Source organism: Micromonospora sp. PRAS1 (assembly GCF_059553435.1).
The window spans coordinates 1-20,470 of sequence record NZ_JCANNB010000027.1 but is presented as its reverse complement, the minus strand read 5'-3'; the positions used below and the strand labels follow the sequence as shown (position 1 = coordinate 20,470).

Below are 20,470 nucleotides of genomic sequence, written 5' to 3'. Positions count from 1 at the left end.
GCGGCCGGGGCGGGCCGGCTTCGGGCGGCCGGGGCGGGCCGGCATCGGTAGGCTGCGGTTCATGCGCATCGACGCCCGAGGTCTGCGGTTCGACGTCACCACCGGCGGCCCCGAGCAGGGCGAGCCGGTGCTGCTGTTGCACGGCTTCCCGCAGCACTCCGGCGAGTGGGCCGACGTGACGCCCACGTTGCACGCCGCTGGGCTGCGCACCTACGCACTCGACCAGCGCGGCTACTCGCCCGAGGCCCGGCCCACGGCGGTCGAGGCGTACCGGCTGGCGGAGCTGGTCGCCGACGCGGTGGCCGTACTGGACGCGCTCGGTGTCGACGCCGCCCACGTGGTGGGGCACGACTGGGGCGCGGTCGTCGGTTGGGCACTGGCCGCCGGCCACCCCGACCGGGTACGCACGCTGACCGCCGTCTCGGTGCCGCATCCGGCCGCCATGGCGTACGCGCTCGGCGAGGACCGGCGGCAGCAGGCGCGCTCGACGTACATGCTGCTGTTCCGGCGGCCGGGGGTGGCCGAGAAGACGTTGCTGGCCCTGAACGCGGGCGGGTTGCGCCGGCTGCTGAGCGGTGTCGGCGACGCCGCGCGGGTGTCGACGTACGTCGAACCGATGCGCGAGCCGGGCGCGCTCACCGCGGCGCTGAACTGGTACCGGGCGATGTCCTGGGCAGAGTTGGCGGCGACCGGCTCGGTGACGGTGCCGACCAGCTACGTGTGGAGCGACCGCGACGTGGCGATCGGGCGCACCGCTGCCGAGGCGTGCGCCGGGCACGTGACCGGGGACTACCGGTTCGTCGAACTTTCCGGGGTCAGTCACTGGATCCCGGACCAGGTTCCGACGCCGTTGGCCGAGGTCATCCTCGCCCGGGCCCGCCCGACCGGCTGACCGGCCCGTACCCGCCTGACCGGCCGGGGTGGTGCATGCCTTCGGGCCGGGGCGGGCCGGATCCGGCGCGGCTCCTGACGGCCGACCCTGGTTTCGTCCGGCGCCACCGAGCCGGTTTCACCTTGCCCGCGGATGGGCATCAGCCTGTGCCACCGACATCGAGTCGGTCCGGCGCGGTGGTTCCCCCGGGAGGTATACGTGTCGAAGGAAACCGAGAAGCAGCGGTGGCAGCGAAACTTCGCCGACCTGCTGCAAGAGTTGCGGGTCGCCCAGACGGGTGTGCAGATCCTCTTCGCCTTCCTGCTGACCCTGCCGTTCAGCGCCGGTTTCGACGACACCACACCGTTCCAGCGTGACGTCTACATCGTGGCGTTGCTCGCGGCGGCCGGCGCGACCGCGATGATCATCTCGCCGGTGGCGTTCCACCGCGCGCTCTTCCGCCAGGGCCGCAAGCCGGAACTGGTCCGGTTCGCCCACCGGATGGCCAGCGGCGGGCTCGCCTTCATGCTGGTTGCGATGGTCAGCTCGGTACTGCTGATCACCGACTTCGTGCTCCACCGGCCGATCGCCTTCCTGCTCAGCGCGGTGACCGGGCTCTGGTTCCTGACCTTCTGGCTGATCCTGCCCTTCTCCCGGCGCAGCTGGGGCGACGACGACATCGACGACGAAGAGGATCCGAGCGGGCTGGCCCAGGGCTGAGGGTGCTCGCCGAGCGTGGGCGGATAGCGATGTCTACCTCTGGGTAACAAACCCGGGTAGCCTGCTGAGCAGGCGGAACAGTCCGAGTGCCCGAACTACCCCCGGGGGTTTGCCGTGGCCCTTACCGAGAATCACCGTCCGTCCGACATCGACAGCGCCGGCCCGTCCGACATTGACAGCGCCGGCCCGTCCGACATTGACAGCGCCGGTCCGGCGGAGAGCGCAGCCCAGGTGTCCGAGAAGGAGGCTCGCCAGGTCGCCGAGTCGGCCCGGCAGCGTACCTGGGACCGGCCCAGCTTCGGCAAGGAACTCTTCCTCGGCCGGTTGCGGCTCGACCTGATCGACCCGTGGCCCCGGCCCGACCCGGCGGAGGAGGAACGATCGGCGGAGTTTCTCGGTCGGCTCCGCGACTACGTCGCCACCGAGGTCGATGGCGCGGTGATCGAACGGGACGCGCGCATTCCCGACGAGGTGTTCCAGGGGCTGGCCCGGCTCGGCGCGTTCGGCATGAAGATCGGTCAGGAGTACGGCGGGCTCGGGCTGAGCAATCTGCACTACTGTCGGGCGCTGATACTGGCGGGCTCGGTCAGCCCGGCGATCGGCGCGCTGCTGTCGGCACACCAGTCCATCGGCGTACCGCAGCCGCTCAAGATGTTCGGCACCGACGAGCAGAAGCAGCGCTTCCTGCCCCGGTTGGCGGCCGGCGAGGTCTCCGCGTTCCTGCTCACCGAGCCGGACGTCGGTTCCGACCCGGCCCGCCTGGCGACCACGGCGGAGCCGACCCCGGACGGCACCGGCTACCGGATCAACGGCGTCAAGCTCTGGGCCACCAACGGCACGGTGGCCACCCAGCTCGTGGTGATGGCCCGGGTACCGAAGGCCGAGGGGCGCAAGGGCGGGATCACCGCGTTCGTGGTCGACGGCGACGCCGAGGGCATCACCGTCGAGCGGCGCAACGGCTTCCTCGGCCTGCGCGGGCTGGAGAACAGCCTCACCCGTTTCCACGACGTCTTCGTGCCCAGGGAGAACGTCATCGGCGGCGAGGGTCAGGGGCTCCGCATCGCGCTGAGCACGCTGAACACCGGCCGGCTGTCGCTGCCGGCGATGTGCGTCGGGGCCGGCAAGTGGGCGCTGAACGTGGCCCGGGGGTGGTCCGCCGAGCGGGTGCAGTGGGGCCGGCCGGTCGGCGAGCACGAGGCGGTCGCGCAGAAGCTCTCCTTCATCGCCGCGACCACGTACGGCATGGAGACCATGCTGGAGTTGAGTTGCCTGCTCGCCGACGACGACCGCAACGACATCCGGATCGAGGCGGCGCTGGTGAAGCTCTACGCCAGTGAGATGGCGTGGCGGGTCGCCGACGAACTGGTCCAGATCCGGGGCGGTCGGGGGTACGAGACGGCCGATTCGCTTGCCGCCCGGGGTGAGCGCCCGGCCGCGGTCGAGCAGATCCTGCGGGACCTGCGGATCAACCGGATCTTCGAGGGCTCCACGGAGATCATGCATCTGCTGATCGCCCGGGAGGCGGTGGACGCCCATCTCTCCGTCGCCGGGGACATCATCGACCCCGACGCCGGGCTGGGCCGTAAGGCGAAGGCGGGCGCTCGGGCCGGCGCGTTCTACGCACGCTGGCTGCCGACCCTCGCGGTCGGCAAGGGCCAGCAACCCAGCGCGTACGCGGAGTTCGGCCCGCTCGCCGGTCACCTGCGCTACGTCGAGCGCGCCTCGCGGAAGCTGGCCCGGTCGATCTTCTACGCGATGTCCCGCTGGCAGGGCAGGCTGGAGCGCAAGCAGGCGTTCCTCGGCCGGGTGGTGGACATCGGTGCCGAGCTGTTCGCGATGAGCGCGGTCTGCGTCCGGGCCAGGGCGCAGCGGCAGGAACGGCCGGAGAACCTCGAACTGGCCGACCTGTTCTGCCGCCAGGCCCGGGTCCGGGTCGACGCGCTCTTCACCGCCCTCTGGCAGAACACCGATTCGCTCGACGTGACGGCGGCGAAGCGGATCCTCGCCGGCCGCTACTCCGCTCTGGAGGAGGGCATCATCCCCCCGCCCGACGACCTGCCCTGGGTAGCGCCCGTCACCCAGGGCCCCTCGACCGTCACCGACGACGCCCGCCGCCGCCTCCCTCCACGCTCCTGACCCCCGCCCCGCCGTTGTTGACCATGAAGTTGTTGTCCCGACCCGCCGATCCGGGTGGGCACAACTTCATGATCAACGCGATCCTCGGGGGGTGCGGAGGCCGAGGTGGCGGAGTTCCAGGGCGGCGAGGGCATGAATGGTCTGCTCGTCGCCCTGGCGCCACGCCTCCGCCACGTCGGGGGAGATGCGGGTGAGGCGGCGCAGCGGTTGACCGGCCAGGGCGCGCAGGGCGAGCAGGTCCTGGCCGGCGGGGGCGGCGGCCAGGACCGCCGCTGAGCCAGCTCGGCGCATCCAGCGCACCCGCAGCGGCAGCCAGCCGAAGAACACCAGCCCGAGCGGTACGATCAGCAGCCCGACGGCCAGCGCCAGGGCCAGTTGGTCGACGAGTTCCTGCTGATCACGCCCGGCCTCGGCGAGCGTGCGGGCGGCACCGGCGGCCCGCTCGAAGGGCGCGGTCAACTCGTCGCCCACCAGTGGCACCCGGCCGACCTTGCCGCCGGCCTCGGCGAGATTGTCGGCCAGCCCACCGCCGGCCCCTTCCAGCTTCTGCCCGGGTACGGCCAGCTTCTGCACCAGGTCGTGCAGCCACAGCGCGCCCCGGATCGTCGCGTACACCCAGGCGACGACGAGTAGATCGGTGAGTAGCTGTCGTAGCGCGGTCGGAAAACGATCAGCGTAGATCTTCACGCCGCACAGCGTGCCACGTCCCACCCCGCCCGCCCCGACCCCGCCCGCTCCAACCCCGCCGATCTTGCACTTTCGGTCGCTGGTATGTCCGGCTTCGCGGCCTTTGCGGCGACACAAAGTGCAAGATCGCGCGGGTGGGAGAGGGGGAGGGGAGGGGGTGGTGTTAGGGGGTGGGGCAGGTGGGGCAGGTGCCGAAGATTTCCAGGGTGTGGCTCACGTTGGTGAAGCCGTGCTGGGCGGCCACCCGGTCGGCCCAGGTTTCCACGGTGGGGCCGGCCACCTCGACGGTACGGCCGCAGGCGCGGCAGACCAGGTGGTGGTGGTGACCCTCGCTGCACCGGCGGTAGAGGTGCTCGCCGCCCGGTGGGCGCATCACGTCGATCTCGCCTGCGTCGGCCAGGCCCTGCAACGTGCGGTAGACCGTGGTGAGCCCCACCCGCTCACCCCGGTCACGCAGCATCGCGTGCAGGTCCTGGGCGCTGTGGAAGCCCTCCACCTCGGCGAGCAGTGCGCTCACCGCCGAACGCTGACGGGTGTTGCGGGTGGCCGTACTCATGATCCCTCCCCGGCATGGCTGACCGCATCCGCCACGATGTGCGCGACGTGTTCGTCGACCAGGGCGTACGCGATCTCCCGGCCACGCCGGGACCCGCGCACCACCCCGGCGCCGCGTAGCACCCGCAGATGCTGCGAGACCAGCGGCTGCGCGACGCCGAGCGTGTCCACCAACTCGTGTACGCAGCGCTCACCGCCGGCCAGTTCGCTGACGATGGCCAGCCGGATCGGCGCCGAGAGGGCGCGCAGGAGCTCGCTGGCGCCCTCGTACGCGTCGTAGCCGGATCCGTTGGTCACCCTGCAACGGTAACCAATACCAGGGTGGGTCACGTGATCAGGAGCCGTGGAGCACCACCTCGGGCGGCTCGGGGGCGGGTGCCGGCTCGGGTCGGGTGCGGCGGATCCGGCGCCAGCCGGCCGCGATCAGGGTGATCACGATGAACGAGGCGATCGCGAGCACCACCACCGAGGCACCGGGTGCGGTGTCGGCGACCGCCGCCAGCCAGATCCCGGCGCCGGCCGCGAAGAGGCCGAGGGCCATCGCCGCCGCCATGGTGGCGCGGAAGCCCCGGGTCACCTGCTGGGCGGTGGCCACCGGGACGACCATCAACGCGCTGATCAGCAGGACGCCGACCGCCCGCATCGCGATCGTCACCGTGATCGCGGTGGTGACCGCGAGCAGCAGGTTGAGCCCGCGTACCGGCAGGCCGGAGACTCGGGCGTACTCCTCGTCGTGGCAGACCGCGAAGAGCGCGGGCCGCAGCGCGAGCATCGCGATCAGCACGGCCACCCCGAGCACCGCGATGGTGACCAGGTCGTCGCGGGAGGTCGTGGTCAGCGCCCCGAACAGGTACGCGTTGAGGTTGGCGTTGGTGCTGTCGGAGAGCCCGACCAGCACCACGCCGCCGGCGATGCCGCCGTAGAAGAGCAGGGCGAGCGCCAGGTCACCGGAGGTACGCCCGCGTTCGCGGATCAGCTCGATGGCGATCGCGCCGATGGTGGCCGCGATCACCGCCATGATCACGGGCGAGGTCTGGAAGAGCAGGCCGGCACCGACGCCGGTCAACGCGACGTGTCCGATGCCGTCCCCGATCAGCGCCAGTCGCCGCTGCACCAGGTAGATGCCGAGCGCCGGCGCGGCCAGCCCGATGATCAGCGCGCCGATCAGGGCGCGCAGCATGAACTCGTACTGGAAGAGACTCACCTTGTGCTCCACAGCCCGGCGGGCTCCTCGGGACCGTGCGGGTGCACGTGGTCGTGGTCGGGTGCCGCGTGGTGACCGGCCGGATCCGGCACCGCGCCGTCGTGCGCGACGACGCCCTGGTGTACGACGACCGCGCGGCTGATCAGCGGTCGGAGCGGGCCGAGTTCGTGGGCGACGAGCAGTACGGTGCCACCGGCCTCGGCGAAGCCGCGCAGTGCCCCGGCGAACGCCTCCTGGCTGGCGGCGTCCACCCCGGCCGTCGGCTCGTCGAGGACCAGCAGTTCGGGCTGGCCGGCCAGGGCGCGGGCGATCAGGGTGCGTTGCTGCTGCCCGCCGGAGAGGGTGGCCACCGGGTCCTTCGCCCGGTCGGCCAGGCCGACGGCGTGCAGCGCCTCGGCGACGGCCGCCCGGTCGGCGCGCCCCGGTGGGCGCAGGATGCCCCGCCGGGCGAGCCGGCCGGAGGCGACCACCTCGGCCACCGTGGCCGGTACGCCGCTGCCCGCCCCGAGGCGCTGCGGGACGTACCCGACGCGGTGCCACTGCCGGAACCGGCGCACCGGACGGCCGAAGAGCTGCACCGAGCCGGCGCTGAGCGGGACCAGTCCGAGCACGGCGCGGACCAGGGTGGACTTGCCGGAGCCGTTGGCACCGAGGATCGCGACCACCTCGCCGGTGGCCACGGTCAACGAGACGTCACGGAGCACGGGGCGGCCGTCGTAGCCGACCACCCCGTGCGTGACGGAGATGACGTCAGGGGTCACGAGCAGCTCAACGCCGTTCGTAGGGTCTCAAGGTTGGTGCGCATCACCGAAAGGTAGTCCCCGCCGTTCTCCGCGGACAGGCCCTCGATCGGATCCAGCACCGCGGTCCGCGCGCCCACCTCCCGGGCGATGGTCTCGGCGACCTTGGGGCTGACCAGCGTCTCGAAGAAGATCGTGGTGGCGTTGTGCTCACGCGCCTCCCGGATCACCTCGGCCAGCCGCTGTGGCGACGGCTCGTCCTCGGGCGAGAGCCCGGTGATGCCGATCTGCTCCAGCTGGTACTTCTGCGCCAGGTAGCCGAAGGCGGCGTGGCTGACCACGATCTCCCGGCGTTGGCAGGTCGCCAGTCCCTCGGTGAACTCGGTGTCCAGCGTCTCCAACTCGGTGCGCAGCGCGGCGGCCCGCTGGGTGTACTCGCCGGCCCGGTCCGGGTCGACGGCACCGAGCCGCTCGGCCAGCCGGTCGCCGATGGTGGCCAGCCGGGTGGGATCGAGCCAGACGTGCGGGTCCCGGGCGTCCGCCGCCCCCTCCTCGGCGTGCTCCTCCTCGTCGGTGTGGTCGTCGCCGTGGTCGTGGTCGTGGCCGCCGGCGGTGGCCGGCAGCAGCGGCTCGACGTCTGCCACGTCGAAGACCCGGTCGCCGGCGTTCTGCGCCACCGCCTCGTCCACGGCGGGCTGGAAGCCGTGCAGGACGACGACCAGCTCGGCCTCGCTGACCTGCCCGACCTGGCCCGGGTTGAGTTCCAGGTCGTGCGGCTCGGCGCCCGGCCGGGCCAGGTTGGTCACGGCCACGGCGTCGCCGCCGATCCGTTCGGCCAGGAACTGCAACGGGTAGAAGCCGGCCACCACGTCGACCCGCTCCGGGTCTGCGCCGGCCGGGCTGTCGTCGGTCGAGCAGGCGGTGAGACCGGTAAGGGCGAGCAGGGCGGCGGTGCCGACGGCCAGGGCACGCGGGGTCGGGCGGAAACTCATGAGAACGACTCTCCGCGACAACGACAATGATTGTCAAAAACGCATGATTGCATGTCAGGGCCGGTCGGAACCTGCTCGGCGCCGCCCGCCCGCCGGACCGGGCCGACGGTCAGAGCAGCTTCACCAGGCCGGCGGTGACCAGCAGGGTCAGCACCAGCAGCCGGATCGCCCGGGTGGCGGTCGTCTGCACCCGCCAGGTGGTGACCAGCAGGGTGGCCATGGCACCGGCCAGCAGCAGGGTCAGCAACCCGCCGAGAACGCCAGGCGTGAAGAACGCGACAAGCACCAGGACCAGGGTGACCAGGAACACGGTCGTGGGGTTGGCCCGGGCCAACCGGCCGGCAATCCCGCTCTGCGTACGCTGCATCCCACAGACTCTACGAGGAGGAGGACCCGGTGCTGGTGACCAACCGGTTCGTGGTCGACGAAGCGGACGCCGAGGCGTTCACCGTCCGGGCCCACGCGGCCCTCGCGGCGCTCGCCGCCCGACCCGGCTACCTGCGCGGTCAGTTGGTCCGGGCGCTGGACGACCCCCGGCACTGGTGCCTGGTCACCGAGTGGGAGTCGGTCGGCACCTACCGCCGGGCCCTCGGCGGCTTCGATGTCAAGGTCACCGCGGTGCCGCTGCTCGCCGAGAGCCTCGACGAGCCGTCCGCGTACGAGGCGTTGGCCACCGCCGCACCGGAGGGTGACGTGGTGGTGGTCGCCAGCGATCGGGCTGTGGGTCCTTACCGGTGAGTTGTCGGGCACTACGCTGGCTTCCATGACCGCTCCCGGACCGGCAGCCCCACCGCCCCACCCCGCCGACGGTTCCGGCCCGCCGCCCACCGGTGCCCCCGAGTCGGGTGTTCCGACCCCGCCACCCGGGCCCGGGGTGGCCCCGCCGTTCGCCGCGCCGCCGACCGAGGGCGGACGGTCCCGCCTCTGGCTCGGCCTCGGCGCCGGCGCACTGGCCGTGCTGCTCTGTTGCGGAGGTGGCGGCACGGCAGTGGTCGGCCTGCTGGTCAGTGGAGTGCAGGCGATCGAGGAGCAGGGCCGGACGGTCTCCGACGACTACTTCCGGGCGCTTACCGACGGCGAGTTCGGCCGGGCGTACGACCAACTGTGCGAGGACGCCAAGCGCCGCGAGTCCCGGCAGGAGTTCGAACGCCGGGCCGCCGCCGAGCCGCAGATCTCGTCGTACCAGGTCGGCGAGGTGGACACCATCACGCTGACCGTGCCGGTGGAGGTGACCTACTCCGGTGGTGGTCAGGAGCGCCAACAGGTGGTGCTCCAGCAGGATCAGCAGACCGGTGGCATGGAGGTCTGCGGAGTCAACTGACCGGCCGCAGGTAATGTGCTGGGTCCGGGGCACCGACGGGTCGTACCGTGGTCCCGGTGCCGTGCCGTCCATCCCACCAGGTCCCCGCCGACCGCCAGTCGGCGTAGGAGGAAAAATGCCAGCCGACCGAATCGACGCCGTCGTCAGCCTCGCCAAGCGCCGGGGCTTCGTCTTTCCCTCCAGCGAGATCTACGGAGGCACCCGGTCGGCGTGGGACTACGGTCCGCTCGGCGTGGAACTCAAGGAAAACGTCCGCAGGCAGTGGTGGAAGACCATGGTCCAGCAGCGGGACGACGTGGTCGGCCTGGACTCCGCGGTGATCCTGGCCCGGGACGTGTGGGCCGCCTCCGGCCACCTGGACGCCTTCGTCGACCCGCTGACCGAGTGCCAGTCCTGCCACAAGCGGTTCCGCGCCGACCACCTGGAGGAGGCGTACGAGGCCAAGCACGGCAAGCCGCCGGCCTCGCTGACCGAGCTGAACTGCCCCAACTGCGGCAACAAGGGCACCTTCACCGAGCCGAAGATGTTCAACGGCCTGATGAAGACCTACCTCGGCCCGGTGGAGAGCGACGAGGGGCTGCACTACCTGCGTCCGGAGACCGCCCAGGGCATCTTCGTCAACTACAAGAACGTCGAGACGGTGGCCCGGAAGAAGCCCCCGTTCGGCATCGCGCAGACCGGCAAGTCGTTCCGCAACGAGATCACCCCGGGCAACTTCATCTTCCGCACCCGCGAGTTCGAGCAGATGGAGATGGAGTTCTTCGTCGAGCCGGGCACCGACGAGCAGTGGCACGAGTACTGGCTCTCCGAGCGGTGGAACTGGTACATCGACCTCGGCCTCTCCGAGGGCAACCTGCGCTTCTACGAGCACCCGCAGGAGAAGCTCTCGCACTACTCGAAGCGGACGGTGGACATCGAGTACCGCTTCCAGTTCGGCGGCACCGAGTTCGCCGAGTTGGAGGGCGTGGCCAACCGCACCGACTTCGACCTCTCCACGCACAGCAAGCACTCCGGCGTTGATCTGTCGTACTTCGACCAGACCAAGGGCGAGCGCTGGGTGCCGTACGTGATCGAGCCCGCCGCCGGCCTGACCCGCGCGGTGCTGGCGTTCCTGCTGGAGGCGTACGACGAGGACGAGGCGCCGAACACCAAGGGCGGTGTGGACAAGCGGACCGTGATGCGCTTCGACCCGCGACTGGCCCCCGTCAAGGTGGCCGTGCTGCCGCTGTCCCGCAACGAGGCGCTCTCGCCCAAGGCCAAGCAACTCGCCGCCGACCTGCGCAAGCGCTGGGTGGTCGAGTTCGACGACTCGCAGGCGATCGGTCGCCGCTACCGCCGCCAGGACGAGATCGGCACCCCGTTCTGCGTCACCGTCGACTTCGAAACGCTTGACGACAACGCCGTGACCATCCGCAACCGGGACACCATGGTCCAGGAGCGGATCGCCCTGGACCAGGTCGAGCGCTACCTGATCGACCACCTCCCCGGCTGCTGACGTGTAAGGAAGGGCCCCTTCTTAACGCCTGGCGTAGAGGAGGGGCCCCTTCTTAACACTCATGGCGCGCGCTCAGGGCACGGACTCCGGGCGCGCGGGTTCAGCGCTCAGGGCACGGACTCGGGGCGCGCGAGCTCAGCGGTCAGGGTGTGCGGGTTCAGCGGTGAGGGTGCGGGCTGAGCGGTCAGGGTGTGCGGATTCAGCGGTGAGGGTGCGGGCTGAGCGGTCAGGGTGCGCGGATTCAGCGGTGAGGGTGCGGGCTGAGCGGTCAGGGTGCGGGCTGAGCGGTCAGGGTGCGCGGTTCAGCGGTCAGGGTGCCGGCTCGGCCCTTGAGGGCCTGGACTGCGGGTCGACGCGTACGCCGGTGGTGGCACCCAGGCCCCGACGGGCCTCGTACGCGTCCGTCACCATGCGCCGCACCCGGCGCGGCTCGCGGCGGATCTGCGCGGGCGTGAAGTGTAGAACCAGGATGCCGTGTCGACTGAGTTCGTTGTGCCGGTCGAGCGTGCGCGACCAGTCGGCCGGGCGGAGATGGTATTCCTGCGAGTCGACCTCCAACGCCACCGCCGCGTCCGGAAGGTAGCCGTCGGGCGTGGGCAGGGACCGGCCGCCCGGGTCCAGTAGCCGGGGATTCCAGTGGATTTCCGCCAGTGCCGGGCTCTCCGCGAGGCAGTCCCGCAACTCGGCCTCGGGCGCCGAGCGTGTGCCCTGCATGACCTCCGAGAAGGCCTTCCGGACCAGCGCCGTCCGGCTGCGCCGAGCCCGGCGAATCTCCTCGTCCAGCGCGGCGAGGTCGGCGTACCCCCGCTGGATGGCCTCGGCGACGACCGCCCGCACCGGACGTAGCTGGCGGAGGTCCCGCGCCGCGTCGACCACCGCGCGGGCCGGCGAACAGACCGGGTAGAGCGGCGTGCTCCGGGCCCGCTCGTCCAGGGCCAGAGCCCGCGAGATCAGCGCGTATCCGGCAGACTTGCGGCGCGCGTGATGCGGCACGACCAGGTGTACGGCGTCGGTGCTCGGGCACTGCCGGAAGCCGTACCAGTTGAGGGCGGCCAGGCCGGTGAGCTGTGCCTCACCGCCAGCGTAGAGCGCCGCGGAGATCCGTCGTTGTTCGTCCGTCAGGACGCCGGTGACCAGGGCGTACGTCGCGGGTAGGACCCGCTGCCACAGGCCCCGGCGGGTCTGTCGGTAGAGGTACATGTCGTCGAAGCCGGCGGCCAGCAACTGGACCCGGCTGGCGATCTGCTGTTGCCGCTCGGCCAGGTCGGCGAACTCGGGTGGATGGGTACGCATGAGGCGCAGCATCGATGGTTCGGCCGCTCGGCGTCTCACCCGCGCCGGGTGGCTGTGGATGACCGCGCGTGCTGTGGACAACTCCCTGATCATCGGTGGCATGTGTTATGCGTCGCGTTAATAAGGGGCCCTTCCTATGCACGAGGCGTTAATAGGGGGCCCTTCCTTACACTTGGGCCGTGCCGACGATGAATGCCGTTGCTGCTGGTCCGCGCCCGCTGACGCTGGGGCGGCATCAGGTGTGGCCGCCGGTGGTGCTCGCGCCGATGGCGGGCATCACAAATGTCGGGTTCCGCCAGCTCTGTCGGGAACAGGGCGGTGGTATCTACGTCTGCGAGATGATCACCACGGTCGCGCTGGTGGAGCGCAACCCGAAGACGCTGCGCATGATCGCCTTTGGGGCGGACGAGTCGCCGCGCAGCCTCCAGCTCTACGGCACCGATCCGGAGACCACCGCCGCCGCCGTACGGATCGTGGTGGAGAAGGATCTCGCCGATCACGTGGACCTGAACTTCGGCTGCCCGGTGCCGAAGGTCACCCGGCGCGGCGGCGGCGCGGCCCTGCCGTGGCGGCGCCGGCTCTTCGCCCGGCTGGTGCAGGCCGCGGTGGACGCCGCCGCACCCGCCGGGGTGCCGGTCACCGTCAAGATGCGCAAGGGCATCGACGACGACCATCTGACGTACGTCGAGGCGGGGCTGGCCGCGCAGGAGGCAGGCGTCGCGGCGGTGGCCCTGCACGGGCGTACGGCCGCACAGCGGTATTCGGGCACGGCGGACTGGGACGCCATCGCCACCCTCAAGCAGGCGCTCGACGTGCCGGTGCTCGGCAACGGTGACATCTGGGAGGCCGACGACGCGCTGCGGATGGTGGCGCACACCGGCGTCGACGGAGTGGTGATCGGGCGCGGCTGCCTCGGCCGGCCGTGGCTCTTCGCCGACCTGGCCGCCGCGTTCGACGGTGCCGCCCAGCGGCGGTTGCCCAGCCTCGGCGAGGTCGCGGTGACCATGCGTCGGCACGCCGAGCTGCTGGTCGAGCAGTTCACCGCCGGAGCCCGCGACGCGGCCCGGGGCGAGCGGGACGGCTGTACCGATTTCCGTAAGCACGTCGCCTGGTACCTGAAGGGTTTCCCGGTCGGCAGCGAGCTGCGCCGCGCGTTGGCGATGATCGACAGCCTGGCCCAGCTGGACGACCTGCTCGGCAAGCTGGATCCGAGCGTGCCCTTCCCGGTGGAGACGCTGGGCCAGCCGCGCGGGCGGACCAACTCCCCGGGCAAGGTCTTCCTGCCGGACGGCTGGCTGGCCAGCCGGGACGACGACACCGCCCCGGTGGGTGCCGAGCTGGCCGACTCCGGCGGCTGAGCTGCCGGCGCCGGTGGCTCAGCGGCGGGAGAGCAGGGAGGTCACCCGCATCCGGTCGCTGTGGATCCATACGTCGGAGTACTCGATCGGCCGGCCGTCGTCGAGATAGGTGATCTGTTCGAGGTACAGCAGCGGGAAGTTCTCCGGTACCTGGAGCGCGGCGGCGGTTTCGCCGGCGGCGGCGGTCGCGGTGAAGGTACGCCGGCCGGTGCTGATCTTCAGCCCGTACTCGTTCTCCAGCAGCCCGAACAGGGAGCGGTCGGTCAGGTCGGCCCGTTCCAGGCCGGGGGCGAGGTCCACGCGTACGTAGTTGACCAACCGGGCCACCGGGCCGGCGGAGAGGGCGCGGATCCGTTCCAGCCGGAGTACCGACTGACCGGGGCGCAGGTCGAGCAGGGCCGCCACCGGCGACGGCGCGGACATCACCTCGTGGGAGATCACCTGGGTGGTGACCGCGACGCCCTGCCGGGCGAAGTCCTCGGAGAGGGTGGTCAGCTTCTGGGCGATGGAGGGTTCGATCGCGGTGGAGGTGACGAAGGTGCCGCGGCCCCGGACCTGCACCAGCAGGCCGTCGCGGATAAGCGTGGCGATCGCCCGGCGCAACGTGCCCCGGGAGATGCCGAGGTCGACCGCCAACTCCGGCTCGCTGCGCAACCGGTAGTGCGGCGGCCACTCGCCGGAGAGGATCCGGGCCCGGATCTGCTCCGAGACCTGCGCGTGCAGCGCCACCGGCGCTTCGCGGTCGAGTTGCTCGGCCGTCCCGGCCGGGCGCAACTGGTCGGACATGTCACCTTCCACGGTGGGGACCGTCGCCCCCCGACGCCGATCGTGGTGCGGTCGCTCGGGTCGAGGGGCGACGGTGGCTCAGTAGCTCGTGGTCTGATCGTCGGTCGTGTCGGAGACGATAGCCACCCCGGCGCTGGTGCCCAGCAGCACGGCACCGGCCCGCAGTAGGGAGACCGCCTGCTCGAACGACTTGATCGAGCCGGACGCCTTGACCCGTACGCCCTGCGGTGCCCGCGCCACGAGGTAGGCGATGCTCTCCGGGTTGGCCACCTCGACGGCGCCGCTGCTGGCGTTCTTCAGCACGGCGGCCCCGGCCTCGATGGAGAGCTCCACGGCGGCGTCCCGCTCGGCCGCAGTGAGCAGCGGCAGTTCGAGCATCACCTTGATCGGTACCCCGGCGGCCCGGACCACACCGGCGATGTCTTCGCGGAACGCGTCGTACCGGCCGCTCTTGAGCCAGCCGAGCTGCACCCCGATGTCGATCTGGGTGGCGCCGGCCCGGACCAGGCTCTCCGCCTCGGCGGCCTTACCGGCGCTGGTGGTCACCCCGACGGTGGGGAAGTCCAGCGCCGACGCGACCTCGATGCCGGTGCCGCGCAGCACCTCGGCGACCTCCGGTACCCAGGATCCGGGCACCATCGCGGCGTTGAAGCCGTACCGGACGGCCTCCTGGGCGTGGGCCACGATCCGGTCCCGGGTGATCCCGACCTCGATCAGGGTGTGCTGGATGTAGGGGGCCAACGCGGCGGGGGTGACGGTGTCGGCCAGGATGGCAGTGCTCACGATCTTCTCCAATGTGGTGCGTGGTGGCGCGTGGTTGCGCCGCTACATCCGGTCCCGGTAGTAGTCGGGCACGATGACTCCGGGCTCGTCGAACCAGCGCGGCACGTCCACCCCGCAGATCAGTCCGACGTTGCCCCACGGGTTGAAGGCCCCGGTCCGGACGATGGCCTTGGCCTGGTGGGCCAGGTCGCCGAGCATCTCGGCGTGCTGCCGGGTGGTCAGCGGTACGCCTGGGAAGCGCTGGCCCAACCAGTCCGCCAGCGGCTTGTTGTGGGTGGTCACGTCCTCGGCGACCACCACTCCCTCGATGATGATCTCGTCGGCGACCAGGTCGAGCACGGTGGTCAGCGACGGCAGGTCCTCGGCGAGGGCCAGGTCGACCCGGTGGGCGGTACGCGGGATGGGGAAGCCGGCGTCGACCACGAGCAGCAGGTCGGTGTGGCCGAGCGTGGCCAGTACCCCGGACAGTTCGGCGTTGAGCACGCCCCTGCGTTTCATGCCTTCTCCTTCATGGTGTGCGCGCCGGTGGCCAGGGCCATCACCTTCTCCTCGGTGGCCTCCGACGCGGGGATGACACCGACCACGCGTCCGGCGGCCATGACGGCGATCCGGTCGCTGACGGTCAGCAGTTCGGGCAGGTCCGACGAGGAGACGAGGATCGCGACCCCGGCGTCGGCCAGGCTGCGGAACAGCCGGTAGATCTCCGCCTTGGCGCCGACGTCGACGCCGCGGGTGGGCTCGTCCAGCAGCATCAGCCGGGGCTCGATGGAGAGCCACCGCGCAAGCAGCGCCTTCTGCTGGTTGCCACCGGAGAGCTGGGTGATGCCCTGCGCGGTGGAGGAGGTCTTCACCCGCAGCTCCCGCGCCCGGTCGTCGGCGTCGTGGCGCAGCGCCCGCCGCCGCAGCAGGCCGAACCGCTGCCGGCGGCCGAGGGTCAGGATGTTCACGTTGTCCGCGACGCTCATCGTCGGCAGGATCCCCTGTTGGCGCCGCTCACCCGGCAGGTAGGCGACCTGGGCGTCGATGGCGTCCCGGGGCGTGCGGGCGGTGAAGGTCTTCCCGTCCAGCTCCAGATCACCGGCGCTGATCGGGTCGGCACCGAAGATGCCGCGCAGCAGCTCGATCCGTCCGCTGTCGGGCAGGCCGGCGACACCGACCACCTCACCGGGCGCGACGTCCAGGTCGACGTCGGAGAAGCCGGTGCCGGAGATGCCCCGGGTACGTAGCCGTGGGGTGGCCGTGGTGGGTGGCGGCGGAGTGTCGTGCCGGGCGAACTCGGCGGCGAGATCCCGGCCCACCATCGCGGCGACCACGGCGTCCGGGTCGACCTCGGCGGTGGGCCAGGCGCCGACGTGCCGGCCGTCGCGCAGCACGTGGATGTGCTGGGAGAGGGCGAACACCTCGGGCATCCGGTGCGAGACGTAGAGCATCGTCACCCCGTCGGCCCGCAGCGAGTGGATCACCTCGAAGAGCCGGTCCGACTCCGCCGGGCTGAGGATCGAGGTCGGTTCGTCGAGGATCATCAGCCGGGCCTGGCGGGCCAGGGACCGGGCGATGACCACCAACTGCTGGGTGGCGGCGTCCAGGTGGCGGACGGAACGCCGGGGGTCGAGGCGTACGGCGAGCCGGTCCAGCAGTTCCGCGGCGCGCTCGTCGATCCGGCGGCGGTGCGGGAACGGACCGGATCCGGGTTCGACGCCGAGCATGATGTTCTCGGCGACCGTCCGGTCCTGTGCCAGGGCGAGTTCCTGGGGGACCAGGGCGACCCGGTGCCGGCTGAGCAGGTTGGCCGGGTCGAAGCGACGGACCTCGTCGCCGTCGACCCGTACGGTGCCGGTGGTGGGGCTGTCCAGCCCGGCCAGGATCTTCATAAGCGTCGACTTGCCGGCGCCGTTCTCACCCATCACGGCGGTGAGGCTGCCGGCGGGGACGCTCAGGGTCACGTCCTGAAGGGCTCGGACGGATCCGAAGTGCTTCGACAGACCCGTCACCTCGACGGCGGCGGCCGTCGTCGGGGTGGTGATCGTGGCCGGGCTGGTCATCGGCTCAGCCCTCCACCGGTACGTCGGCCAGGTTGTCGCGGGTGACCACGAGCGCGCCCGTGTCCACGTCCTTGATCTCCGTGCCGTTCTTGAGGAAGTCGGCCAGCAGCTTGACCGCCTGGAAGCCCTGTTCCGCCGGGCCCTGGCTGATGCTGAGGTCGACGACGCCGTCCCGGAGGTACTCGACGGTCTGCGGCTGCACGTCGAAGCCGACAGAGTGGATCTTGCCGACGTTGCCGGACTGCTGGAGCCACTTGGCGCCGGCGGTGAAGCTGCAGCAGTCGAGGGAGACCAGGGCGATCGCGTCGCGCTGTGCCGCCATCGTCGACTCGACCGTGTTGTACGCGGCGCTCGGCTCGTTGCCGGTGTTCACCGGTCCGACGATCTCCAGCCCGGCGTCCTTCACCCCGGTCTGGAAGCCGGAGAAGCGGTCGTTGGACCAGCCGGCGCCGGAGTCGACGGAGACCACCACGACCTTGCCGGTCTTGCCGTTGAGGACGCCGAGCAGTTCCTTGGCGAGAGACTCGCCCGAGGCAACCAGGTCCTGCCCGACGAAGCCCATCTGCTTGGACTCCGGGTTGTTCGTGTTGAACGAGATGATCGGGATACCCGCGTCGTACGCCTGGGCGATGACCGGCTTGAGGGCGTCGTTGCTTGCCGACGAGACGGCCAGGCCGTGGATCTGCCGCTGGTTGATCAGGGTCTGGAGCTCGGCGACCTGGTCGGCGGCGTTGCCGCCGGTCGGGCCGATCATCTGGGCCTCGACACCGAGTTCCCGGGCCGCCCGCTCCATGCCTTCGCGGATCGGTACGGCGAAGGCCAGCGACGGGTCGTGGTAGCTCAACCTGATCTTGAGGGTGTCACCGTTCTCGACGGCGTCGGAGATGTAGTCGGCGAGTTGGAAACCGCCGTCACCATTCGCGGCGTTGCCGGCGGGCTCGATCGCGCCGCAGGCGGTGCTGGCGGTCAGGGCCAGGCCGAGGGTCGCGGCGACCGCGATCCGGCGTCCGAGGGACAGTCTCATCGTGGTGGCTCCTTGGGAATGTGGGTGGGGGACGACGTCGGGTGCGTACCGACGCGGGGTCAGCGGCGCCCGGAGCGTCTGCGTAGCCAGTTGTCGGCGGCCACGGCGAGGATGATCACCGCGCCGGTCGCCACCGTCTGCCAGAAGGAGGAGATGCCGCGCAGGTTGAGGATGTTCTGCAGGACACCGATGAACGCGACGCCGATGACGGTGCCGAGCATCGTCCCGGAGCCGCCGAAGAGGGCCGCGCCGCCGATGATCACGGCGGAGATGGCGACGAGTTCCATCCCGGTGCCGGTCACGCCCTGCACGTAGGAGAGGAAGGAGAGACCGAGCACCCCGGCGAGGCCGGCGAGGGTGCCGGAGAGGGTGAAGGCGGTGATCTTCACCCGGGCCGTGTTGATGCCACAGAGCCGGGCGGCCTCGGCACTGCCGCCGACGGCGTAGGTGTTGAAGCCGTAGCGGGAGCGGGACAGCACGATCGCCCCGAGCACGGCGACGAGAGCGAAGATGACCAGCTGCATCGGCAGCAGGCCGAAGAGCTTGCCCTGGCCGAGCAGGTTGAACTGGGCGACGTTCGGGTCACTGCTGGAGAGCGAGATCGGCGATCCGCCGCTGAGCAGCAGGGTCACCCCCCGGTAGACGCTCAGCGTACCCAGCGTGACGATGAAGGACGGGATGCCGAAACCCACGGTCATCAGGCCGTTGAGCAGGCCGGCGACCGCGCCGGCGGCGATCCCGCCGAGGGCGGCGAGGGGCCAGGCCACGTCCGAGGTCATCAACAGGCCGGCGACCACCGCGCCGAGGCCGTAGATCGAGCCGACGGAGAGGTCGATCTCCGCGTTGATGATGACGAAGGTGACCCCGATCGCCATGATGCCGATCTGCGCGATCTGCTGGCCGACGGTGAGGAAGTTGTTGGTGCCGAGAAAGCCCGGAGCGATCAGGGTGCCCAGCGCGAAGAGCACGACCAGGGCGAGGAAGGTGCTGGCCTCGCGGGCGTGCAGGAAACGCTGGAGGGGCGAGGGGCGACGGGGATCGGCGGCGGGTGCCTTCGGGGCCGCCGCAGGCGCGGTCATCTGGGCCATCTCTCTCATCTCCTCAACAGGGCCGCGACGTCGTCCGGGCCGGGCAGGGCGGGTATCACCTCGGCGACGCCGACGGCGTGGGCGCCGGCCGCGGCGGCGTACCGGGTCGCCTCGGTGAGGCCGTCACCCCGGGTCAGCGCGACGGCGAGCGCGCCGGTGAAGGCGTCGCCGGCGCCGGTGGTGTCGACCACCCGTGGCACGGTGATCGGCGCGATCCGGGTCTGCTGTCCGGCGCGGTCCACCAGGGCACCCTCGGCGCCGAGGGTCAGCACGACGGTGCCGGTGTAGCGGGTCCGCAGCGCTTCGACCAGCTCTTCGGCGGTGGTGGAGCCGTCCGGGTCCAGACCGACGAGCACCCGGGCCTCGCTGGCATTGGGCGTGAGAACGTCGATCCACTGCCACGCATCGTCCGGCAGGGCCACCGCCGGGGCGGGGTTGAGCAGCGTGCGTACCCCGTGCTGGTGGGCGGTACGCAGGGCGGCGAGCGCGACCGGCAGTGGGATCTCCAGGCTGACCACGACCAGGTCCGCCCCGGCGATCCGGTCGGCGAACCGGTCGACGTCGGCCGGGGTCAGCTCGTCGAGTGCGCCGGGGGCGATCGCGATCCGGTTCTCGCCGTCGTCGTCGACGAGGATGAAGCCGACCATGGTGGCCGCGTCGGTGACCCGGACCGCCTCGGCGTCGATCCCCTCCTCGGCCCAGAGCCGGCGGGCCGCGTCGCCGAACTGGTCCCGGCCGACGGCGGTCAGGAAGCTGACCTCCGCGCCGAGCCGGGCGGCGGCCACCGCCTGGTTCGACCCCTTGCCGCCGTGACCGGAGGCGAATCGGCCGCCGGAGAGGGTCTCCCCGGCAACCGGCGTCCGGGGCACCCGCATGGTGAGCCCGGCGCCGTAGCTGCCTACCACTGCAATCTTCATGCTGGCCTCTTGTTCATGGACAACCATGTACAACTTGCGGGCGACGCTACGTCGGCCGACCGCAAGGTGTCAACAGTTGTGGCTCACCCGCCGGTAACGATCCCGAAACCTGAACTGCTCGCTGACCAGCAATTACGCCCCGGATGTCCGGGTCGCATGCGTTCCCCGTGGTGCTGGGGGCCAACGGCGGAGTCGGCAGGGACGCGACGAAGGGCCGACCCCGCCCGGGGTCGGCCCTTCGTGTCTCGCTCGGTCAGCTGGTGGCGCTGTAGCCGCGGGTGGCGATCCAGTTGGCGAGGTTGTCGATGCTGATCTGGTAGCTGGCGGTGTTGGGGGTGAACAACCGGCCCGGCCACCGGATCATTCCGGCCAGCGCCGCCCCGACCGATCGAGTCGTTGATCATGAAGTTATTGGCCTCGGAAAGCGCTTACCCAGGCAATAACTTCATGATCAACGC

The 20,470-nt window shown here is 71.1% G+C and carries 22 protein-coding genes; 7 read left to right on the top strand and 15 right to left on the bottom strand.

What is annotated here, in order from left to right; all coding sequences use genetic code 11:
* Nucleotides 1-61: 61 nt before the first annotated feature.
* The 3 genes from AC507J_RS22770 to AC507J_RS22760 all read left to right on the top strand — a co-directional run bounded on the left by AC507J_RS22770 (nt 62) and on the right by AC507J_RS22760 (nt 3,727).
* Nucleotides 62-892: an alpha/beta fold hydrolase gene (locus tag AC507J_RS22770; protein ID WP_496291208.1), complete on the top strand. Its 831-nt coding sequence runs from the start codon at nt 62-64 to the stop codon at nt 890-892.
* A gap of 198 nt (nt 893-1,090) precedes the next feature.
* Nucleotides 1,091-1,591 (top strand): DUF6328 family protein, encoded by a 501-nt coding sequence (locus AC507J_RS22765; protein WP_496291207.1) that lies wholly within the window; start codon nt 1,091-1,093, stop codon nt 1,589-1,591.
* 171 nt (nt 1,592-1,762) lie between these two features.
* A complete protein-coding gene (locus tag AC507J_RS22760; RefSeq protein WP_496291260.1) occupies nt 1,763-3,727 on the top strand; it encodes an acyl-CoA dehydrogenase family protein in 1,965 nt (654 codons plus the stop codon).
* 72 nt (nt 3,728-3,799) lie between these two features.
* Here the strand turns inward: AC507J_RS22760 and AC507J_RS22755 are convergent, their stop codons facing one another.
* From AC507J_RS22755 to AC507J_RS22725, 7 genes are all read right to left on the bottom strand, one after another.
* Nucleotides 3,800-4,414 carry a hypothetical protein gene (locus tag AC507J_RS22755; protein WP_496291206.1) on the bottom strand — a complete coding sequence of 205 codons (615 nt, stop codon included), beginning with the start codon at nt 4,412-4,414 and terminating at the stop codon, nt 3,800-3,802.
* 163 nt (nt 4,415-4,577) lie between these two features.
* A complete protein-coding gene (locus AC507J_RS22750; protein ID WP_496291205.1) occupies nt 4,578-4,970 on the bottom strand; it encodes a Fur family transcriptional regulator in 393 nt (130 codons plus the stop codon).
* Nucleotides 4,967-5,266 carry an ArsR/SmtB family transcription factor gene (locus tag AC507J_RS22745; protein WP_496291204.1) on the bottom strand — a complete coding sequence of 100 codons (300 nt, stop codon included), beginning with the start codon at nt 5,264-5,266 and terminating at the stop codon, nt 4,967-4,969. The genes AC507J_RS22750 and AC507J_RS22745 overlap by 4 nt, the downstream gene beginning before the upstream one ends.
* A gap of 37 nt (nt 5,267-5,303) precedes the next feature.
* Complete coding sequence (locus AC507J_RS22740) at nt 5,304-6,173, bottom strand: metal ABC transporter permease (RefSeq protein ID WP_496291203.1); 870 nt, start codon at nt 6,171-6,173, stop codon at nt 5,304-5,306.
* Nucleotides 6,170-6,934 carry a metal ABC transporter ATP-binding protein gene (locus AC507J_RS22735; protein ID WP_496291202.1) on the bottom strand — a complete coding sequence of 255 codons (765 nt, stop codon included), beginning with the start codon at nt 6,932-6,934 and terminating at the stop codon, nt 6,170-6,172. Before AC507J_RS22735 ends, AC507J_RS22740 begins: the two co-directional genes overlap by 4 nt.
* The gene (locus tag AC507J_RS22730; protein ID WP_496291201.1) at nt 6,931-7,905 is read right to left on the bottom strand and encodes a metal ABC transporter substrate-binding protein; all 975 of its coding nucleotides are present in this window, start codon (nt 7,903-7,905) and stop codon (nt 6,931-6,933) included. The genes AC507J_RS22735 and AC507J_RS22730 overlap by 4 nt, the downstream gene beginning before the upstream one ends.
* Nucleotides 7,906-8,014: 109 nt before the next feature.
* Nucleotides 8,015-8,272: a hypothetical protein gene (locus AC507J_RS22725; RefSeq protein WP_496291200.1), complete on the bottom strand. Its 258-nt coding sequence runs from the start codon at nt 8,270-8,272 to the stop codon at nt 8,015-8,017.
* Nucleotides 8,273-8,301: 29 nt separating this feature from the next.
* Between AC507J_RS22725 and AC507J_RS22720 the strand changes: the two genes are divergently transcribed.
* From AC507J_RS22720 to AC507J_RS22710, 3 genes are all read left to right on the top strand, one after another.
* Nucleotides 8,302-8,643, top strand: a complete 342-nt coding sequence (locus tag AC507J_RS22720; protein WP_496291199.1) for an antibiotic biosynthesis monooxygenase family protein — start codon at nt 8,302-8,304, stop codon at nt 8,641-8,643.
* Nucleotides 8,644-8,668: 25 nt separating this feature from the next.
* The gene (locus AC507J_RS22715; protein ID WP_496291198.1) at nt 8,669-9,226 is read left to right on the top strand and encodes an Rv0361 family membrane protein; all 558 of its coding nucleotides are present in this window, start codon (nt 8,669-8,671) and stop codon (nt 9,224-9,226) included.
* A gap of 115 nt (nt 9,227-9,341) precedes the next feature.
* Nucleotides 9,342-10,721 carry a glycine--tRNA ligase gene (locus AC507J_RS22710; protein ID WP_496291197.1) on the top strand — a complete coding sequence of 460 codons (1,380 nt, stop codon included), beginning with the start codon at nt 9,342-9,344 and terminating at the stop codon, nt 10,719-10,721.
* Nucleotides 10,722-11,030: 309 nt separating this feature from the next.
* On the opposite strand, the gene AC507J_RS22705 is transcribed toward AC507J_RS22710, so the two are convergent.
* Nucleotides 11,031-12,014, bottom strand: coding sequence for a type IV toxin-antitoxin system AbiEi family antitoxin domain-containing protein (locus tag AC507J_RS22705; protein WP_496291196.1), 984 nt, complete (start codon nt 12,012-12,014; stop codon nt 11,031-11,033).
* A gap of 188 nt (nt 12,015-12,202) precedes the next feature.
* Here AC507J_RS22705 and dusB point away from each other — a divergent pair, with 188 nt between their 5' ends.
* Entirely contained in the window at nt 12,203-13,372 is a 1,170-nt protein-coding gene (gene dusB / locus AC507J_RS22700; RefSeq protein WP_496291259.1) for a tRNA dihydrouridine synthase DusB, read from the top strand.
* An 18-nt stretch (nt 13,373-13,390) separates the two neighbouring features.
* Here the strand turns inward: dusB and AC507J_RS22695 are convergent, their stop codons facing one another.
* The 7 genes from AC507J_RS22695 to AC507J_RS22665 form a co-directional block, all read right to left on the bottom strand.
* The gene (locus tag AC507J_RS22695) at nt 13,391-14,158 is read right to left on the bottom strand and encodes a GntR family transcriptional regulator (RefSeq protein WP_496291195.1); all 768 of its coding nucleotides are present in this window, start codon (nt 14,156-14,158) and stop codon (nt 13,391-13,393) included.
* A gap of 78 nt (nt 14,159-14,236) precedes the next feature.
* A complete protein-coding gene (deoC, locus tag AC507J_RS22690) occupies nt 14,237-14,941 on the bottom strand; it encodes a deoxyribose-phosphate aldolase (RefSeq protein ID WP_496291194.1) in 705 nt (234 codons plus the stop codon).
* Between the two features lie 42 nt (nt 14,942-14,983).
* Nucleotides 14,984-15,439 carry a D-ribose pyranase gene (gene rbsD, locus AC507J_RS22685; protein WP_496291193.1) on the bottom strand — a complete coding sequence of 152 codons (456 nt, stop codon included), beginning with the start codon at nt 15,437-15,439 and terminating at the stop codon, nt 14,984-14,986.
* Entirely contained in the window at nt 15,436-16,983 is a 1,548-nt protein-coding gene (locus AC507J_RS22680) for a sugar ABC transporter ATP-binding protein (protein WP_496291192.1), read from the bottom strand. Before AC507J_RS22680 ends, rbsD begins: the two co-directional genes overlap by 4 nt.
* Nucleotides 16,984-16,987: 4 nt before the next feature.
* The gene (locus AC507J_RS22675; protein WP_496291191.1) at nt 16,988-18,007 is read right to left on the bottom strand and encodes a substrate-binding domain-containing protein; all 1,020 of its coding nucleotides are present in this window, start codon (nt 18,005-18,007) and stop codon (nt 16,988-16,990) included.
* A 59-nt stretch (nt 18,008-18,066) separates the two neighbouring features.
* Complete coding sequence (locus tag AC507J_RS22670; protein ID WP_496291190.1) at nt 18,067-19,095, bottom strand: ABC transporter permease; 1,029 nt, start codon at nt 19,093-19,095, stop codon at nt 18,067-18,069.
* Nucleotides 19,096-19,100: 5 nt separating this feature from the next.
* Complete coding sequence (locus tag AC507J_RS22665) at nt 19,101-20,012, bottom strand: ribokinase (RefSeq protein WP_496291189.1); 912 nt, start codon at nt 20,010-20,012, stop codon at nt 19,101-19,103.
* Nucleotides 20,013-20,470: the final 458 nt, after the last annotated feature.